The organism is Enterococcus hulanensis (assembly GCF_005405485.1).
Lineage (GTDB): Bacteria > Bacillota > Bacilli > Lactobacillales > Enterococcaceae > Enterococcus_A > Enterococcus_A hulanensis.
The window spans coordinates 42,399-57,121 of the sequence record NZ_BJED01000020.1; the positions used below are offsets into that span (position 1 = coordinate 42,399).

Below are 14,723 nucleotides of genomic sequence, written 5' to 3' on the forward strand. Positions count from 1 at the left end.
GCATTATTTTGTTTTTCTTCATAATAATAAACTTGGAAAACGATGAGCTTTATTGTTTGACCTTTACTGACCAAAGTTATATACTAGTATATGTAAAAAATTGATTATGTCGGAGGTATGTTTATGAATATCGAAAAAATGACGACAACTTTACAAGAGACGATCGCAGAAGCACAGCAGATCGCGGTAACAAGACATCATCAAGAAATCGATATCGCCCATGTGTGGAAGATTTTTTTACAGCCAAATCATTTTGGCCGAAATTTTTATACGGATGCTGGGATTGATGTTGACCAATTTGAACGGGAAGTAGATAAGGCCTTGGATGAATATCCTACCATCAGCGGCGGCAACGTTCAGTATGGGCAAAACCTTAGCCAAAATCTCTTTAACCTGTTAAACGAAGCAGATAAATTACGTGAAAAATTTCAAGATGATTTCTTATCAACGGAAATCGTCATCTTAGCGTTGATGAAATTAAAAAATTATTCCTTGACGAAATATTTGAACCAGCAAGGCTTGAATGAAAAAGAAGTACAAAAAAATATTGAAGAAATGCGAGGAGGGGATCGGGTGACCTCACAAAATCAAGAAGAAACTTATAAAGCATTAGAAAAATATGGCGTTGATTTAGTTCAGCAAGTCAAAAACGGTAAGCAAGATCCAATTATCGGCCGTGATGAAGAAATTCGCGACGTGATCCGGATACTTTCACGTAAAACAAAGAATAACCCAGTGTTAATCGGTGAACCCGGTGTTGGTAAGACGGCCATCGTAGAAGGACTGGCCCAACGGATCGTGCGTAAAGATGTGCCTGAAAACCTCAAAGATAAGACAGTTTTCTCATTGGACATGGGCTCGTTGATTGCCGGTGCGAAATTCCGCGGCGAGTTTGAGGAACGCTTGAAGGCAGTATTGAAAGAAGTCAAAAAATCGGACGGTAGAATTTTGCTGTTTATCGATGAGATTCATAATATTGTCGGAGCAGGAAAAACAGAAGGCAGCATGGATGCTGGAAATATTCTAAAACCCATGCTGGCTCGCGGTGAACTGCACTTGATCGGCGCAACGACGCTCGACGAATATCGTCAATACATGGAAAAGGATAAGGCCTTAGAACGCCGCTTCCAAAAAGTATTAGTCAAGGAACCAACAGTTGAGGATACGATCAGTATTTTACGTGGATTGAAGGAACGTTTTGAAATCCATCACGGTGTCAATATTCACGACAACGCTTTGGTGGCCGCTGCAACACTGTCTGATCGTTATATCACCGATCGTTTCTTACCAGATAAAGCGATCGACCTAGTCGATGAAGCCAGTGCCAGCATCCGAGTGGAAATGAACTCGATGCCGACTGAGCTTGACCAAGTAACTCGTCGTTTGATGCAGCTGGAAATCGAAGAAGCAGCCTTGAAAAAAGAAAGCGACGACGCAAGTAAAAAACGCCTAGAAAATCTGCAAGAAGAATTAGCAGATCTGCGGGAAGAAACCAATGCGATGAAATTGCAATGGGAAACCGAAAAAGAAGAAGTTAATGTGGTTTCTAATAAGCGGGCCGAAATCGATCAGGCCAAGCACGAATTAGAAGATGCTGAAAACAACTACGATTTAGAACGCGCTGCGGTTCTTCGTCATGGAACGATTCCAAATTTAGAAAAAGAACTAGCTGAATTGGAAGAAAAGAATCAAAAGAATGACATCAAGATGGTCCAAGAATCGGTGACTGAAAATGAAATTGCTCAAGTTGTCGGCCGTTTAACTGGAATTCCTGTAACCAAATTAGTCGAGGGTGAACGAGAAAAACTCTTGAGTCTAAACAGTACGTTGCATAAACGCGTAATCGGTCAAGACGAAGCGGTGGACGCTGTTAGTGATGCGGTATTACGTTCGCGTGCGGGTCTGCAAGATCCGAACCGTCCGCTAGGTTCTTTCCTATTCTTAGGTCCGACTGGTGTAGGTAAAACTGAACTTGCCAAAGCACTAGCAGAAAATCTATTTGATTCGGAAGACCACATGGTACGGATCGATATGAGTGAGTACATGGAAAAACATTCAGTGTCACGACTTGTTGGAGCGCCTCCAGGTTATGTCGGTTATGAAGAGGGCGGACAATTAACCGAAGCTGTTCGTCGCAATCCTTATACGATCATTTTACTGGATGAAATTGAAAAGGCCCATCCTGATGTGTTCAATATTTTACTGCAAGTATTAGATGATGGACGTTTAACAGATTCTAAGGGACGTTTAGTTGATTTCAAAAACACTGTGTTGATCATGACCAGCAATATCGGGTCACAGGTGCTGTTGGATGGAGTGACGGCTGACGGAAAAATCCCCGAAGCTACGAAAGAGCAAGTTTTAAGTATGCTGCGGGGCCACTTCAAACCAGAATTTTTAAACCGTATCGATGATACGATTCTCTTCACACCGTTAAGCTTAGAGGATGTGAAAGGGATCGTTGAGAAAATCGTGCAGCATTTGTCACATCGTTTGGAAGAACAAGAAATTCAATTAGCTATTACGGAAGATGCCAAGAGCTGGATCGCCGAAAAAGCTTACGAACCGCAATATGGTGCACGACCTCTAAAACGTTTCATCACACGCGAAGTAGAGACGCCGCTAGCGAAAGAAATAATTGCTGGACGTGTCATGCCGAAAACAAAAGTTTCCATCGAATTATTCGATGATCAATTGGTTTTTCAGAACCAACAATTAGACGCATAAAATAATTATGTAAACAAAATATAATTAGAAATTAAAGAGTGAAACAGCAGAAGCATTTTTTCTGCTGTTTCACTTTTTTACAAAATTATCGCAGTTAATAAGCTAGATACAAAAAAATCAAGTAGTTTAAAAGCGAAACATAACAACTTTTTCATTACGCATGTTACGAAGTAATGACAAATTAGTGAATTTGTGGGATTTAAATTGTTTGTTAATTGTTCTTGGATTATACTTTTAAAGTAATTAAAAATGGAGAGCTCTGTAAAGGTTTCTTGGAGGTATAGAATGAACCAATTTAAAACCCGCATTGAAAAGTACAATTATATAAAAGCACAGCAAAAAGAAAAACGGCTGAAAACAGCAAAAAGAACAGTTCCTTTGTTAGGAACTGCGATGATCCTTTCACCCGCTGTTTTAAACATGAACACTGTAAAAGCCAACGCAGCTGAAACTGGTCAAGTTCAAAATCAATCCGCCTTCATCGAGCAATTAGGTGCTTCGGCGATGCAGGTCTCAGCATCAAGCGATCTTTATGCATCAATCATGGTGGCCCAAGCTTTGGTTGAAACCGGCTTTGGTACTTCTACCTTATCTGCTGCACCTTATTACAATTTATTTGGGGTAAAAGAATATAGCGGCGGACCATCAGTAACCATGAGTACACAAGAATATTTAAATGGGCAATGGGTAACAATGAATGAACCATTCGCTGTTTACAGCAGTTATGCTGAATCATTCCAAGCTCATGCCAGCTTATTAGCCAGCTCTTATTATGCAGGCGCGTGGAAAAGCCACACAAATAGTTACCAAGATGCGGCAGTTTATTTAACTGGTCGTTATGCAACAGACCCTAGCTATGCCAGCAAATTGATCTCATTGATCCAAAGCTACAATCTGACCCGCTTTGACACACCGGGAGCAGGCACAGCGGTTCAGACAACGGATCAAACCCAGACTGCAGCTGATCAAGGAGTACAGCAGGCTACTCAAACGACATCTTCATCACAAGCGAGCGGTCAATCTTATACTGTTCAATCTGGTGACTCAATCTGGGGGATTGCTGAAAAATTCGGTATCAGTGTCGATCAATTATTGGCGGACAATGGTTGGACTACTGATTCAACAATCATGCCAGGCGACACTATTGTCATTTAACTTCTAAAAATGGAGCAATCTGCTCCATTTTTTTGTCGATTTAATTTCTCGTAAATGCTAGGGACACTTTTAGATTGATCTAAGAATTGGTATAATAAGTATAGAGGTTCGTTGATTGAACCTTAAGAAAATGTCTGTATAGAGCTTTTAAAGTCGAAATTCTCGCATCTTTTCTTATTATTCGTTAAGATAACTTACATAAGGTAAGAAATGGAGCGAGGAAAAATGACAAAAATTTATAATTCGATTTTGGATACAATTGGCGAGACACCTATCGTAAAACTGAGACACATGACAACCGACGAGATGGCGCAAATTTATGTTAAGGTAGAATCATTTAATCCTGGCGGCAGTGTTAAAGACCGAATCGCATTGAGAATGATTGAAGACGCAGAAAAAAGTGGTAAGCTAAAAGCTGGAATGACAATTATAGAACCAACTTCTGGTAATACTGGAATTGGTCTAGCAATGGTTGGCGCAGCAAAAGGTTATCCTGTCACTTTAGTAATGCCGGAAACGATGAGTATTGAACGTCGCAAGTTGATGCAAGCTTATGGTGCCAATTTAGTTTTAACGCCCGGATCAGAGGGGATGAAGGGCGCGATCGCAAAAGCGAAAGAACTAGCAGATGAAAATGGTTGGTTCGTTCCAGCACAGTTTGACAATCCAGCAAATCCCAAAGTTCATGAAGAAACAACGGCTAAAGAGATCGTTAACGCCTTTGAAAAAAATGAATTGGATGCATTTGTTGCAGGTGTAGGTACTGGCGGTACTATCACAGGTGTTGGAAATGAATTAAAGCGGATGTATTCAAACATCAAGATTTACGCGGTGGAACCAGAAGAATCTCCTGTTTTAGAAGGCGGACAATCAGGTCCTCACAAAATCCAAGGAATTGGTGCGGGATTTGTTCCAAGTATTTTAAATACAGAGATCTATGATGAGGTTTTACCAGTAAACAGCAGTGATGCAATGGAAACGGCTAGAGAAATCGCGAAAAAAGAAGGGATTCTAGTAGGTGTATCTTCAGGTGCGGCATTGTTTGCAGCGTTGAAGGTAGCAAAAGAAATGAGTCCTGATCAGAAAGTATTGGTTTTATTACCGGATAATGGCGAACGCTATCTATCGACCGAATTATTTGAATTTAACCAATAATTTTACAAAAACTTTTAATTTTTGAATCGAACTAGTATTTCCCCTCAGATAATAGTATCATTTTAATATAGAATCCAATTAGGAGGGGCTTATATGGTAAATGAGGCAGTCGATAAAGCGGTCAAGGAATTGAAGGCCGGCGGAGTCCGAATCACGCCACAACGTTATGCCATTTTAGAGTATTTGATCCAGTACCGTAATCATCCAACAGCTGATGAAATTTTTCGTTCACTAGAAAGCCGCTTCCCAAATATGAGCGTGGCTACTGTGTACAACAATTTGAGAAAATTTGTTGAGATTGGTATCGTTCAGGAAATGAATTATGGTGATGCAGCAAGTCGTTTTGATTTTACGAATCAGCAGCATTATCATGCAATTTGTACTGACTGTGGGAAGATCGTTGACTTTTTCTATCCTGGGCTGGAAGATGTTGAAATGGCATCTAGTAAATTGACAGGTTATCAGATTAATAAGCATCGCTTAGAAGTATACGGTTTATGTCCAGATTGCCAAAAAAAAGCTGAGGAATAATTCCTCGGCTTTTTTTGTTATCATTTAAGATAACAGAAAATCCATTTCAACTAATGAGAGTAATCACATAATTTTATGGCAGCGTTTGCTGTATTTTTTATTAAAAGAACTTTTTTAAGAGAAGATATAAAACTAAAATGAAAGTATTCTTATCTAATAATGCTGATATAACAGCGTTTTTGGGTATTTTTTTTTATTTAAATGAAGATGTATTTAAAATAAATGAGATATCAATAACACTTGAGGCATGATCGTTGCTTATAAAAGGCATTGTGATATATTAAACTTGTTCCGAAGTTAAAGAACTTCAATAATAAATCTATAGGAGTGATTTACAGTGAAAATTGGCGTAATTAAAGATCCAAAACAAGGTGAGGCACGTGTAGGCATGACACCTGAAAACGTAAAGATTTTAGTAGAAGCAGGAAATGAAGTATTAGTGGACGATAATGCTGGTGCAGGTTCAGGCTTTACTAATGAACAATATATTGAAGCAGGCGGTAAAATTGTCGATACAGATACTGCATGGACTGCAGAACTGATCGTGAAAGTTAAAGAACCAATGGAAAGCGAATATCACTATTTCAAAAAAGGACAAATCATTTGGGGCTTCTTGCATTTAGCCGCCAATAAAGCCTGCGTTGAAAAAATGATGGAAGTTGGCGTAACGGCTTTATCAGGCGAAAATATTTCAATCAACGGTGTTTTAGAATTATTGAAACCAATGAGCGCGATCGCTGGACGCCGTGCAGTAAACTTAGGACAATATTATTTAGAAAAACAACACGGTGGTGAAGGAATTCTACTTCCGGGTATCGATGGTGTTGAAGCTGGAACGGTTGTCATTTTAGGCGGCGGTAATGCGGCTGAAAATGCAGCAGATATGGCTGTTGGTATTGGTTGCCACGTAATTATTCTTGAAGTGAACGAAAACCGTATCAAACAATTGCAAGATCGCTACAAAGATCATAACGTGGATGTACTTGTTTCAAATACAGAAAACTTAGCAGAAAAAATCAAAGAAGCTGATGTATTTATTTCAACTGTCTTGATTCCAGGAGCTAAACCACCCAAATTAGTTAAAGAATACATGGTTGAATCAATGAAACCGGGTTCTGTAATCGTTGATATCGCGATCGACCAAGGTGGTACGGTTGAAACAATCGACAAACCAACGAACCATGCAGATCCTGTATTTACTAAACATGGAGTTATCCATTATGCGGTTCCAAATATGCCAGGCGCAACACCAAGAACAGCAACGATCGCATTAGCTAAAGGAAATATCTCATTCCTTAAAGATGTTAGCGTGAAAGGTTTGGAAGATGCCTTGAAATCTGATGAATCACTATTATCAGGTTTGAGTGTTTACAACGGAAAAGTCGTTTCTAAAGCTTTAGCAGATTCAATCGATGTTACTTATACCGAGGTAGGAGATGTTCTGTAATGACTGATACAATGACAAAGTTGCCTGTATCTATTGAAGATATTCATGAAGCCAAGAATGTTGTAAAACAATACGGCCGTGTAACACCATTGATCCAATCAATGTTTCTAACTGCCAAAACCGGCGGTCAAGTATTCATGAAGTTGGAAAATATGCAATTGACTGGTTCATTTAAATTCCGAGGCGCATTTAACAAAATCGCTCACTTAACTAAAGCGGAAAAAGATAAAGGGGTTATCGCTGTTTCTGCTGGTAACCACGCACAAGGAGTTGCTTTGACTTCTAAACTATTAGGAATCCAAAGCACGATCGTCATGCCGGAAACTGCACCTAAAGCAAAGGTTGAAGCAACGGAAGGCTATGGTTCAAAAGTAATCTTGCACGGCGCTGGTTTTGATGATGCAAAAGCTTATTGCGAAAAGATCGTTGAAGAAACTGGTGTGACCTACATTCCACCTTATGATGATGAGTTCGTAATGGCAGGACAAGGAACGATCGGTCTTGAAATTCTAGATTCAATCTGGGATGTTGATACTGTGATCGTGCCAGTCGGCGGTGGTGGATTGATCGCTGGTATTGCAGTCGCAATGAAAACATTTAACCCAAATATCAACATTATCGGTGTCCAAGCAGACAATATTCATGGAATGACCGCTTCTTTCCGCGCTGGTCATAAAGTAGGATATAAAAAAGCTGCGACGATCGCTGATGGCTGTGCGGTAGAGTTCCCAGGGAATCTTACCTTTGAAGTTGTCGAAGAATTAGTAGATGATATGGTAACTGTCTCTGAACAAGAGATCGAACTTGCGATGAAGGATTTGATTCAACGGACAAAAATCGTCGTTGAAGGGGCTGGCGCTTTGGCTACAGCAGCGATTCTCTCAGGTAAAGTGGATAAATATGTGAACGGTAAAAAAGTTGTTGCTGTCGTATCCGGCGGAAACGTTGACTTGAACCGCATCACTGATGTTATCGGACACTTCTCAGTAGCAAATGAATTAAAATAGATCAGCAAAAAGAAGTAACGGCAGCTGTCGTTACTTCTTTTTTATGGATTGAATTCGAAAAATCATTTTATGCATCGTAATCTTTTTTAAATAGATAAATCCCGCTTACGATGGAGACAAGCAACGCCAATAGAACGACCATGATCGAGCCAATCTCCGAATCGCGCCATAGCAGCCCACCTGTGTTAATCCCCCATAGACTGAAAATCAAAGTCGGCAACGCCAGTAAAAGAGAGGCAGTATTAAGAAATTTCATCAATTGATTCAACCGATTGTCCATCATACTGTCAATCAAGCCGCTGATGGAGCTTAACATCTCACGATAAATTTGGACCGAGGTAGTCGCTTGTTTTGTTTGCAGTTCAATCTCGATCGCTAAATCTCGATCCGAAGCAACTAAGCTAGAATCTAAAAGATGGGTGATCGTCTTACGTTGTTCCTTTAAGAGATTATCGATGTAGACTAAATTTTTTTCAGTGTGGGTGGTTTTTTCTAAAATATTTTTATTAGAGCCGTTTGATGTACCTTGGCTGATCACTTCAATTGTTTCTCGCTGTTTTTTTAAAAAAATCAGATAATGTTCATTGATAATTTGCAAAGTATGCAGGATCAAGCCTGCTTTAGTAAAAATTTCTGATTTGTAATTATCTAAAACCTCATCAATCAACGGGCTCTCGCTCACGGTAATCAAAACATCCTGTGTTAGGAAAACTGTAACGGCCGAGGATCGTGACTCTGGTTCATCAATGGAGTCAATGTTGATAAAGAGCATTAGACAATGCGGTTTTTCATCTTCGGTTTGATATTTCTTGAAAAAGGAGACATGGGAATATTTTTCTCCGAGGGAAAAGAAATTTTTGGGTAATTCATAAGCTTCATGTAATTGTTCTTTCTCACGGTCGGTTGGATTGCAGACCGATAACCAATTACCTTCGCGAATATTTTTTTGTACTCCTTCACTTGAAATAGAAAAGTAATCAATCAACGAAGAAACCTCCTTATCATGTAGTCATGTTTATCTAATCATCTCAAATTGGCCGATGATTGCCAAATTTTTTGAATCATTAAATTTGTTAACGAGGGATTTCTTCCTATATAATAGGAAGAGCTTTTGATAAAAGTGAGATAATTATTTAATTCAGCTATAATTCTTCTCATTTGAAATAATTCTAGTTTACAGATAGCCTGTATCTGCTATAATAGGCTTCATATTTCATAAACTTCAATGAAAATTTTCATTGAAGACCACTTATATATCGTCATAATATGGATGACAGTTTCTACCTTGTGCCGTAAACGCAAGACTATAAGTAAAAATCGTACGGTTACGTACCTTTTTTGCTTTGCAGATAAGGTGCGTTTTTTGTATTAATCAAAAAACGACAAAAAAGGAGAAGAGTATAATGAAAGAATTGACAGATCGTATCAAGAACAACGGCCGTGTTTTAGGTGAAGGGGTACTCAAAGTTGATGAATTCATCACCCACCAAGTAGATCCTGAATTGATGGATGCAATGGGAAAGCGTCTAGCTGATGTGTTTGCCGACAAAAAGATCACTAAAGTAGTGACTATCGAAGCTTCGGGAATCGCCCCGGCAGTCTACGCAGCCCAAGCATTAAAAGTGCCTATGATCTTTGCCCGCAAATCAAAAAGCCTGACAATGGACGAAGAATTATTGACGGCCTCTGTATACTCTTTTACCAAACAGGTGACAAGTACTATTTCTATTTCTCGTAAATTCCTTTCTGCAGAGGATAATGTCCTATTAGTCGATGACTTTTTAGCGAACGGTCAAGCCGCAAAGGGATTGATTGAATTGTGTCAGCAAGCTGGTGCTAGTGTTGCCGGAATCGGGATTTTGATTGAAAAATCATTCCAGGATGGCCGCCAATTGATTGAAGACATGGATATTCCAGTTGTTTCCCTAGCGAGAATCTCTTCCTTACATGACGGTAAAGTAACATTTATCGAGGAGGACGCATAGAGTGACAAGCGAGACAGGAAATGGAAAATCAGCAGTATTAGGTCTGCAGCATTTATTAGCGATGTATGCAGGAGCAGTAGCGGTACCACTTTTGATCGGAACAGGTTTGGGATTCAATGAAGCGCAAATGACGTATTTGATTTCTATCGATATTTTTATGTGCGGTATTGCCACTTTGCTGCAATTGACAGTAAATAAATTTTTCGGTATCGGTTTACCGGTTGTTTTAGGCTGTGCCATCCAAGCTGTAGCACCATTGATTTTGATTGGACAAACACATGGTGTTGGAACCGTCTATGGGTCAATTATTGCTGCTGGGATTTTTGTTGTATTGATCTCAGGTATTTTTTCTAAGGTAGAAAAATTATTTCCGCCAATCGTAACCGGAACTGTAATTACAACGATTGGGTTGACTTTGATTCCCGTTGCGGTCACAAAAATGGGCGGTGGCGATGCTGCGGCGAAATCTTTTGGTGATACAACGAACTTATTATTAGCTTTTGTAACGATTATTTTGATTTTAGCCGTGCAGGTTTTTGGACGGGGGTTCATCCGATCAATCGCTGTGCTAGTCGGTTTAGTTGGCGGAACGGTTCTTGCGGCGCTTTTAGGTCAAGTTGATCTAGCGGCTATCGGTCATGCACCGATGTTCCACGTACCTCAACCATTTTATTTTGGTACCCCAAAGTTTGAGCCATTTTCGATTATATTAATGATCATTATTTCGATTGTAAGTATGGTGGAATCAACAGGTGTTTATTTTGCCTTAGGCGATATTGTTGGTAAAGAGGTAAAAGAGGATGATTTGAAGCGCGGGTATCGTGCAGAAGGATTAGCCGTTATCTTAGGCGGATTGTTCAATACATTTCCTTATACCGGATTTTCACAAAATGTTGGACTAGTACAACTATCTGGTATCAAAACGCGACGTCCAATTTATTTTTCAGCTATCTTTTTGATTATTCTAGGACTTTTTCCCAAGGTAGGCGCACTGGCTCAAATTATTCCTGAACCTGTTTTAGGCGGCGGGATGCTGGTAATGTTCGGCATGGTGGCTGTACAGGGAATGAAGATGCTGTCTAAAGTTGATTTCAACGATGAAAAGAATTTATTGATCATTGCGATCTCGATCGGTTTTGGTTTAGGCTTTAACGCATTACCAACATTGTTCGCGAAGTTACCGGAGACTGTTCAAATGTTTACCGGCAATGGTATCGTCATGAGCAGCTTGTCAGCAATAGTATTGAATCTTTTATTTCATGGGTATAAAAAGGAAACGAAATAAAAAGTAAGCGCGGCTTTTGTCGTGCTTACTTTTTTAATCATTAAAAACACGAACATTAGATTAAAAATCACTTTTAATATTCGAATTACGTTTTGACTTACCATAGGGGTCTTGCTAAAATAAGTTTGAATAATGGTAAAGCTTATCAATTGACTTGATTTCTCTAAAGGAATCAAGCCTTTAACAGGAGAAGGGAGCAATTTATGAATCCAGAAGTTGCAGTTATTATGGGCAGTACCTCTGATTGGGAAACGATGAAGCATGCGTGTGAAAGCCTTGATGAATTAGGTGTCGCATATGAAAAACGGGTCGTTTCGGCACATCGAACACCTGATCTAATGTTCGACTTTGCAGAAAAAGCTCGCGAAAAAGGAATCAAAGTGATTATCGCAGGTGCTGGCGGTGCAGCGCACTTACCGGGAATGGTAGCCGCGAAGACCACCTTACCAGTAATCGGCGTACCCGTTCAATCGAAGGCATTGAACGGTTTGGATTCTCTGTTGTCGATCGTGCAAATGCCGGGCGGAATTCCAGTTGCTACGACAGCCATTGGAAAAGCTGGTGCAACTAACGCCGGACTACTTGCGGCACAGATGCTTTCAATGTATGATAAAAAAGTAGCTGAGCGCTTGGAAGAAAAGCGCCAGCAAATGACACAATCTGTATTGGAAAGTAGTGAGCAACTTGGTTAAATCGATAAAACCAGGCTCTACGATTGGTATCGTAGGCGGAGGACAATTGGGCCGGATGATGGCTATCAGCGCAAAGGAAATGGGTTTTCGTACGGGCGTGATCGATCCGACAGAAGATTGTCCGGCTGCGCAAGTTTCGGATTGGCATATCGTAGCTGATTATGATGATCAAACGGCTTTGGAAGAAATGGCTCGTAGATCACAAGTTATTACGTATGAGTTTGAAAATGTTGATGTGGACACGATCAATCATATCCAGCATTTCGCGAATATTCCTCAAGGGACCGACTTGTTAGCAATCAGTCAGGATCGTTTGATGGAAAAATCTTTTTTAGAAAACAATAATATTGTGATCGCTCCATACGCGACGATCATCAGTCCAACGGATATCCAAGATGCTATCGAGGGTATCGGTTATCCTTGTGTGTTGAAAACAACGCGCGGCGGTTATGATGGACATGGTCAGTACGTGTTGAAAAGCACGGCTGATTTAGCACCTTCGATGAATCTGCTGCGGCAAGGAACCTGTGTTTTGGAAGCGTGGATTCCTTTTGAAAAGGAATTGTCTGTTCAAGTGGCAGGAAATAATATCGGTGATTACGTAACATTTCCAGTAGTAGAAAACGTTCATCGTAATAATATTCTTCATGAAACGATTGCACCAGCAGGAATTGATACAGCTGTGGCGAAGGAAGCGACTCGTATCGCGAAAGTGATTGCGCAAGGTGTGGATTTAGTCGGCACCTTATGTGTAGAATTCTTCCTTACAAAAGCAGGCGCATTATACGTGAATGAAATTGCCCCTCGGCCACATAATTCGGGACACTACACGATTGAAGCCTGCAGCATGAGTCAATTTGATGCGCATATTCGCGGAATTTGCGGCTGGCCGTTGAGTGAACCAAAGTTATTATCAAACGCAGTAATGGTCAATGTCTTAGGGGAAAATCTTTTGAAGACATACGAAATGATTGATTTATGGCCAGACTGGCATTTCCATTATTACGGCAAAGCAATGCCGAAAAAAGGTCGCAAGATGGGACACGTTACCATTCTGACCGACAGTATTCAACGAACCTTAGACGATGTTAAAAAAACCGAAACTTGGGATTAGTAATCACAAGCAACAGTAAATTAAGTAAATAGTGGAACAACAAACCATTAAACTATCAGCGTAAAAACAGATAGCAGAATGATATACGGCGCGACAATCAGACTCATTTTTTCTTAGGAAAAAAAGACTACATTAATAGGAGCAAGGATGTCAGTTCTGCTCTTCCCAGTTAACTAAGTAAAGCATGTAACACCAAAGTTTTATGATATCAGCGTAAAAACAGATAGCAGAATGATATACGGCGCGACAATCAGACTCATTTTTTCATAGGAAAAAATGACTACATTAATAGGAGCAAGGAGAAATATAATGATACCTCGATATGCAAGAGCTGAAATGGCAAATATTTGGAGCGATGAAAATCGTTATAAGGCATGGCTGGAAGTGGAAATCTTAGCGGATGAAGCTTGGGCTGAGTTAGGAGAGATTCCAAAAGCCGATGTAGAAAAAATTCGTGCAAATGCCGGATTTGATATTGATCGTATTTTAGAGATCGAACAATCAACAAAGCATGATGTGGTAGCTTTTACCCGTGCTGTTTCTGAAACTCTAGGAGAAGAAAGCAAGTGGGTTCATTATGGCTTGACCAGTACCGATGTGGTGGATACTGCGTACGGGTATTTATATAAACAAGCAAATGATATTTTGCGCCAAGATTTACAAGACTTTTTAGCAATCATTGGTGAAAAGGCGAAAGAGCATAAAAACACTGTAATGATGGGGCGAACTCATGGTGTTCATGCGGAGCCAACAACATTTGGACTGAAATTAGCTACTTGGTATTCAGAAATGAAGCGAAATATCGAACGTTTCGAACATGCGGCTAAAGGTGTTGAAGCAGGAAAAATCTCAGGAGCGGTTGGTACGTTTGCGAATATTCCGCCATTTGTGGAAGAATATGTTTGTGAGAAATTAGGGATTCGACCACAAGAAATTTCAACACAGGTTTTACCTAGAGATTTGCATGCGGAATACTTCTCAAGTCTTGCATTGATTGCAACATCAATCGAACGTTTTGCCACTGAAATCCGTGGTTTACAAAAATCTGAAACGCGTGAAGTCGAAGAATTTTTCGCGAAAGGGCAAAAAGGGTCTTCTGCTATGCCCCATAAACGCAACCCAATCGGTTCTGAAAACATGACTGGTTTGGCCCGAGTGGTGCGTGGACACTTGATCACTGCTTTTGAAGATGTAGCTTTGTGGCATGAACGTGATATTTCTCATTCTTCAGCGGAGCGGATCATTACACCAGATACGACTATTTTAGTGGATTATATGCTGCATCGTTTCGGCAACATCGTTAAGAATTTGACGGTCTTCCCAGAAAATATGAAGCGCAACATGCAAGCTACTTTTGGTTTAATCTATAGCCAACGTGTGATGTTGAAGTTGATTGATAAAGGAATGACACGTGAACAAGCCTATGATTTAGTTCAACCCAAGACGGCTTATGCTTGGGATCATCAAACACAATTCCGTCCGTTACTGGAAGACGATGAAAAAATCACCAGCATTTTATCAGCTGCGGATTTAGATGATGCGTTTGACTATAACTATCATTTGAAAAACGTCGATAAAATTTTCGAACGTGTAGGAATCAAATAAAAAAAATCTCTTGCCGCTGG

The 14,723-nt window shown here is 40.0% G+C and carries 12 protein-coding genes and 1 riboswitch; of the genes, 11 read left to right on the plus strand and 1 reads right to left on the minus strand.

What is annotated here, in order from left to right; translation table 11 throughout:
• Window positions 1-123 precede the first annotated feature (123 nt).
• The 6 genes from clpB to tdcB all read left to right on the plus strand — a co-directional run bounded on the left by clpB (window position 124) and on the right by tdcB (window position 8,022).
• The gene (gene clpB / locus FFR60_RS18785; protein WP_137665333.1) at window positions 124-2,727 is read left to right on the plus strand and encodes an ATP-dependent chaperone ClpB; all 2,604 of its coding nucleotides are present in this window, start codon (window positions 124-126) and stop codon (window positions 2,725-2,727) included.
• A gap of 285 nt (window positions 2,728-3,012) precedes the next feature.
• Window positions 3,013-3,882, plus strand: a complete 870-nt coding sequence (locus FFR60_RS18790) for a glucosaminidase domain-containing protein (RefSeq protein ID WP_137665334.1) — start codon at window positions 3,013-3,015, stop codon at window positions 3,880-3,882.
• A 225-nt stretch (window positions 3,883-4,107) separates the two neighbouring features.
• The gene (gene cysK / locus FFR60_RS18795) at window positions 4,108-5,037 is read left to right on the plus strand and encodes a cysteine synthase A (RefSeq protein ID WP_137665335.1); all 930 of its coding nucleotides are present in this window, start codon (window positions 4,108-4,110) and stop codon (window positions 5,035-5,037) included.
• A 93-nt stretch (window positions 5,038-5,130) separates the two neighbouring features.
• Window positions 5,131-5,568 carry a Fur family transcriptional regulator gene (locus tag FFR60_RS18800; protein ID WP_137665336.1) on the plus strand — a complete coding sequence of 146 codons (438 nt, stop codon included), beginning with the start codon at window positions 5,131-5,133 and terminating at the stop codon, window positions 5,566-5,568.
• A 337-nt stretch (window positions 5,569-5,905) separates the two neighbouring features.
• Entirely contained in the window at window positions 5,906-7,015 is a 1,110-nt protein-coding gene (ald, locus tag FFR60_RS18805; protein WP_088932677.1) for an alanine dehydrogenase, read from the plus strand.
• Window positions 7,015-8,022, plus strand: coding sequence for a bifunctional threonine ammonia-lyase/L-serine ammonia-lyase TdcB (gene tdcB, locus FFR60_RS18810; RefSeq protein ID WP_137665337.1), 1,008 nt, complete (start codon window positions 7,015-7,017; stop codon window positions 8,020-8,022). The genes ald and tdcB overlap by 1 nt, the downstream gene beginning before the upstream one ends.
• Before the next feature lie 67 nt (window positions 8,023-8,089).
• Here the strand turns inward: tdcB and FFR60_RS18815 are convergent, their stop codons facing one another.
• On the minus strand, window positions 8,090-9,007 hold the full coding sequence (locus FFR60_RS18815; protein WP_137665338.1) for a magnesium transporter CorA family protein: 918 nt from the start codon (window positions 9,005-9,007) through the stop codon (window positions 8,090-8,092).
• Window positions 9,008-9,251: 244 nt separating this feature from the next.
• Window positions 9,252-9,349, plus strand: a riboswitch (purine riboswitch).
• Between the two features lie 76 nt (window positions 9,350-9,425).
• Here FFR60_RS18815 and FFR60_RS18820 point away from each other — a divergent pair.
• The 5 genes from FFR60_RS18820 to purB all read left to right on the plus strand — a co-directional run bounded on the left by FFR60_RS18820 (window position 9,426) and on the right by purB (window position 14,703).
• The gene (locus tag FFR60_RS18820) at window positions 9,426-10,007 is read left to right on the plus strand and encodes a xanthine phosphoribosyltransferase (protein ID WP_137665339.1); all 582 of its coding nucleotides are present in this window, start codon (window positions 9,426-9,428) and stop codon (window positions 10,005-10,007) included.
• A 1-nt stretch (window position 10,008) separates the two neighbouring features.
• Entirely contained in the window at window positions 10,009-11,292 is a 1,284-nt protein-coding gene (locus tag FFR60_RS18825; RefSeq protein WP_088932673.1) for a nucleobase:cation symporter-2 family protein, read from the plus strand.
• 203 nt (window positions 11,293-11,495) lie between these two features.
• Window positions 11,496-11,984, plus strand: coding sequence for a 5-(carboxyamino)imidazole ribonucleotide mutase (gene purE / locus FFR60_RS18830; protein ID WP_088932672.1), 489 nt, complete (start codon window positions 11,496-11,498; stop codon window positions 11,982-11,984).
• Complete coding sequence (gene purK, locus FFR60_RS18835; RefSeq protein ID WP_171004977.1) at window positions 11,977-13,098, plus strand: 5-(carboxyamino)imidazole ribonucleotide synthase; 1,122 nt, start codon at window positions 11,977-11,979, stop codon at window positions 13,096-13,098. Before purE ends, purK begins: the two co-directional genes overlap by 8 nt.
• Before the next feature lie 309 nt (window positions 13,099-13,407).
• Window positions 13,408-14,703, plus strand: coding sequence for an adenylosuccinate lyase (purB, locus tag FFR60_RS18840; RefSeq protein WP_137665341.1), 1,296 nt, complete (start codon window positions 13,408-13,410; stop codon window positions 14,701-14,703).
• Window positions 14,704-14,723 lie beyond the last annotated feature (20 nt).

Coding starts and splice junctions, on each gene's coding strand:
- clpB (WP_137665333.1), top strand. CDS start 124: ATGAATATCGAAAAAATGACGACAACTTTACAAGAGACGATCGCAGAA.
- FFR60_RS18790 (WP_137665334.1), top strand. CDS start 3,013: ATGAACCAATTTAAAACCCGCATTGAAAAGTACAATTATATAAAAGCA.
- cysK (WP_137665335.1), top strand. CDS start 4,108: ATGACAAAAATTTATAATTCGATTTTGGATACAATTGGCGAGACACCT.
- FFR60_RS18800 (WP_137665336.1), top strand. CDS start 5,131: ATGGTAAATGAGGCAGTCGATAAAGCGGTCAAGGAATTGAAGGCCGGC.
- tdcB (WP_137665337.1), top strand. CDS start 7,015: ATGACTGATACAATGACAAAGTTGCCTGTATCTATTGAAGATATTCAT.
- FFR60_RS18820 (WP_137665339.1), top strand. CDS start 9,426: ATGAAAGAATTGACAGATCGTATCAAGAACAACGGCCGTGTTTTAGGT.
- purE (WP_088932672.1), top strand. CDS start 11,496: ATGAATCCAGAAGTTGCAGTTATTATGGGCAGTACCTCTGATTGGGAA.
- purB (WP_137665341.1), top strand. CDS start 13,408: ATGATACCTCGATATGCAAGAGCTGAAATGGCAAATATTTGGAGCGAT.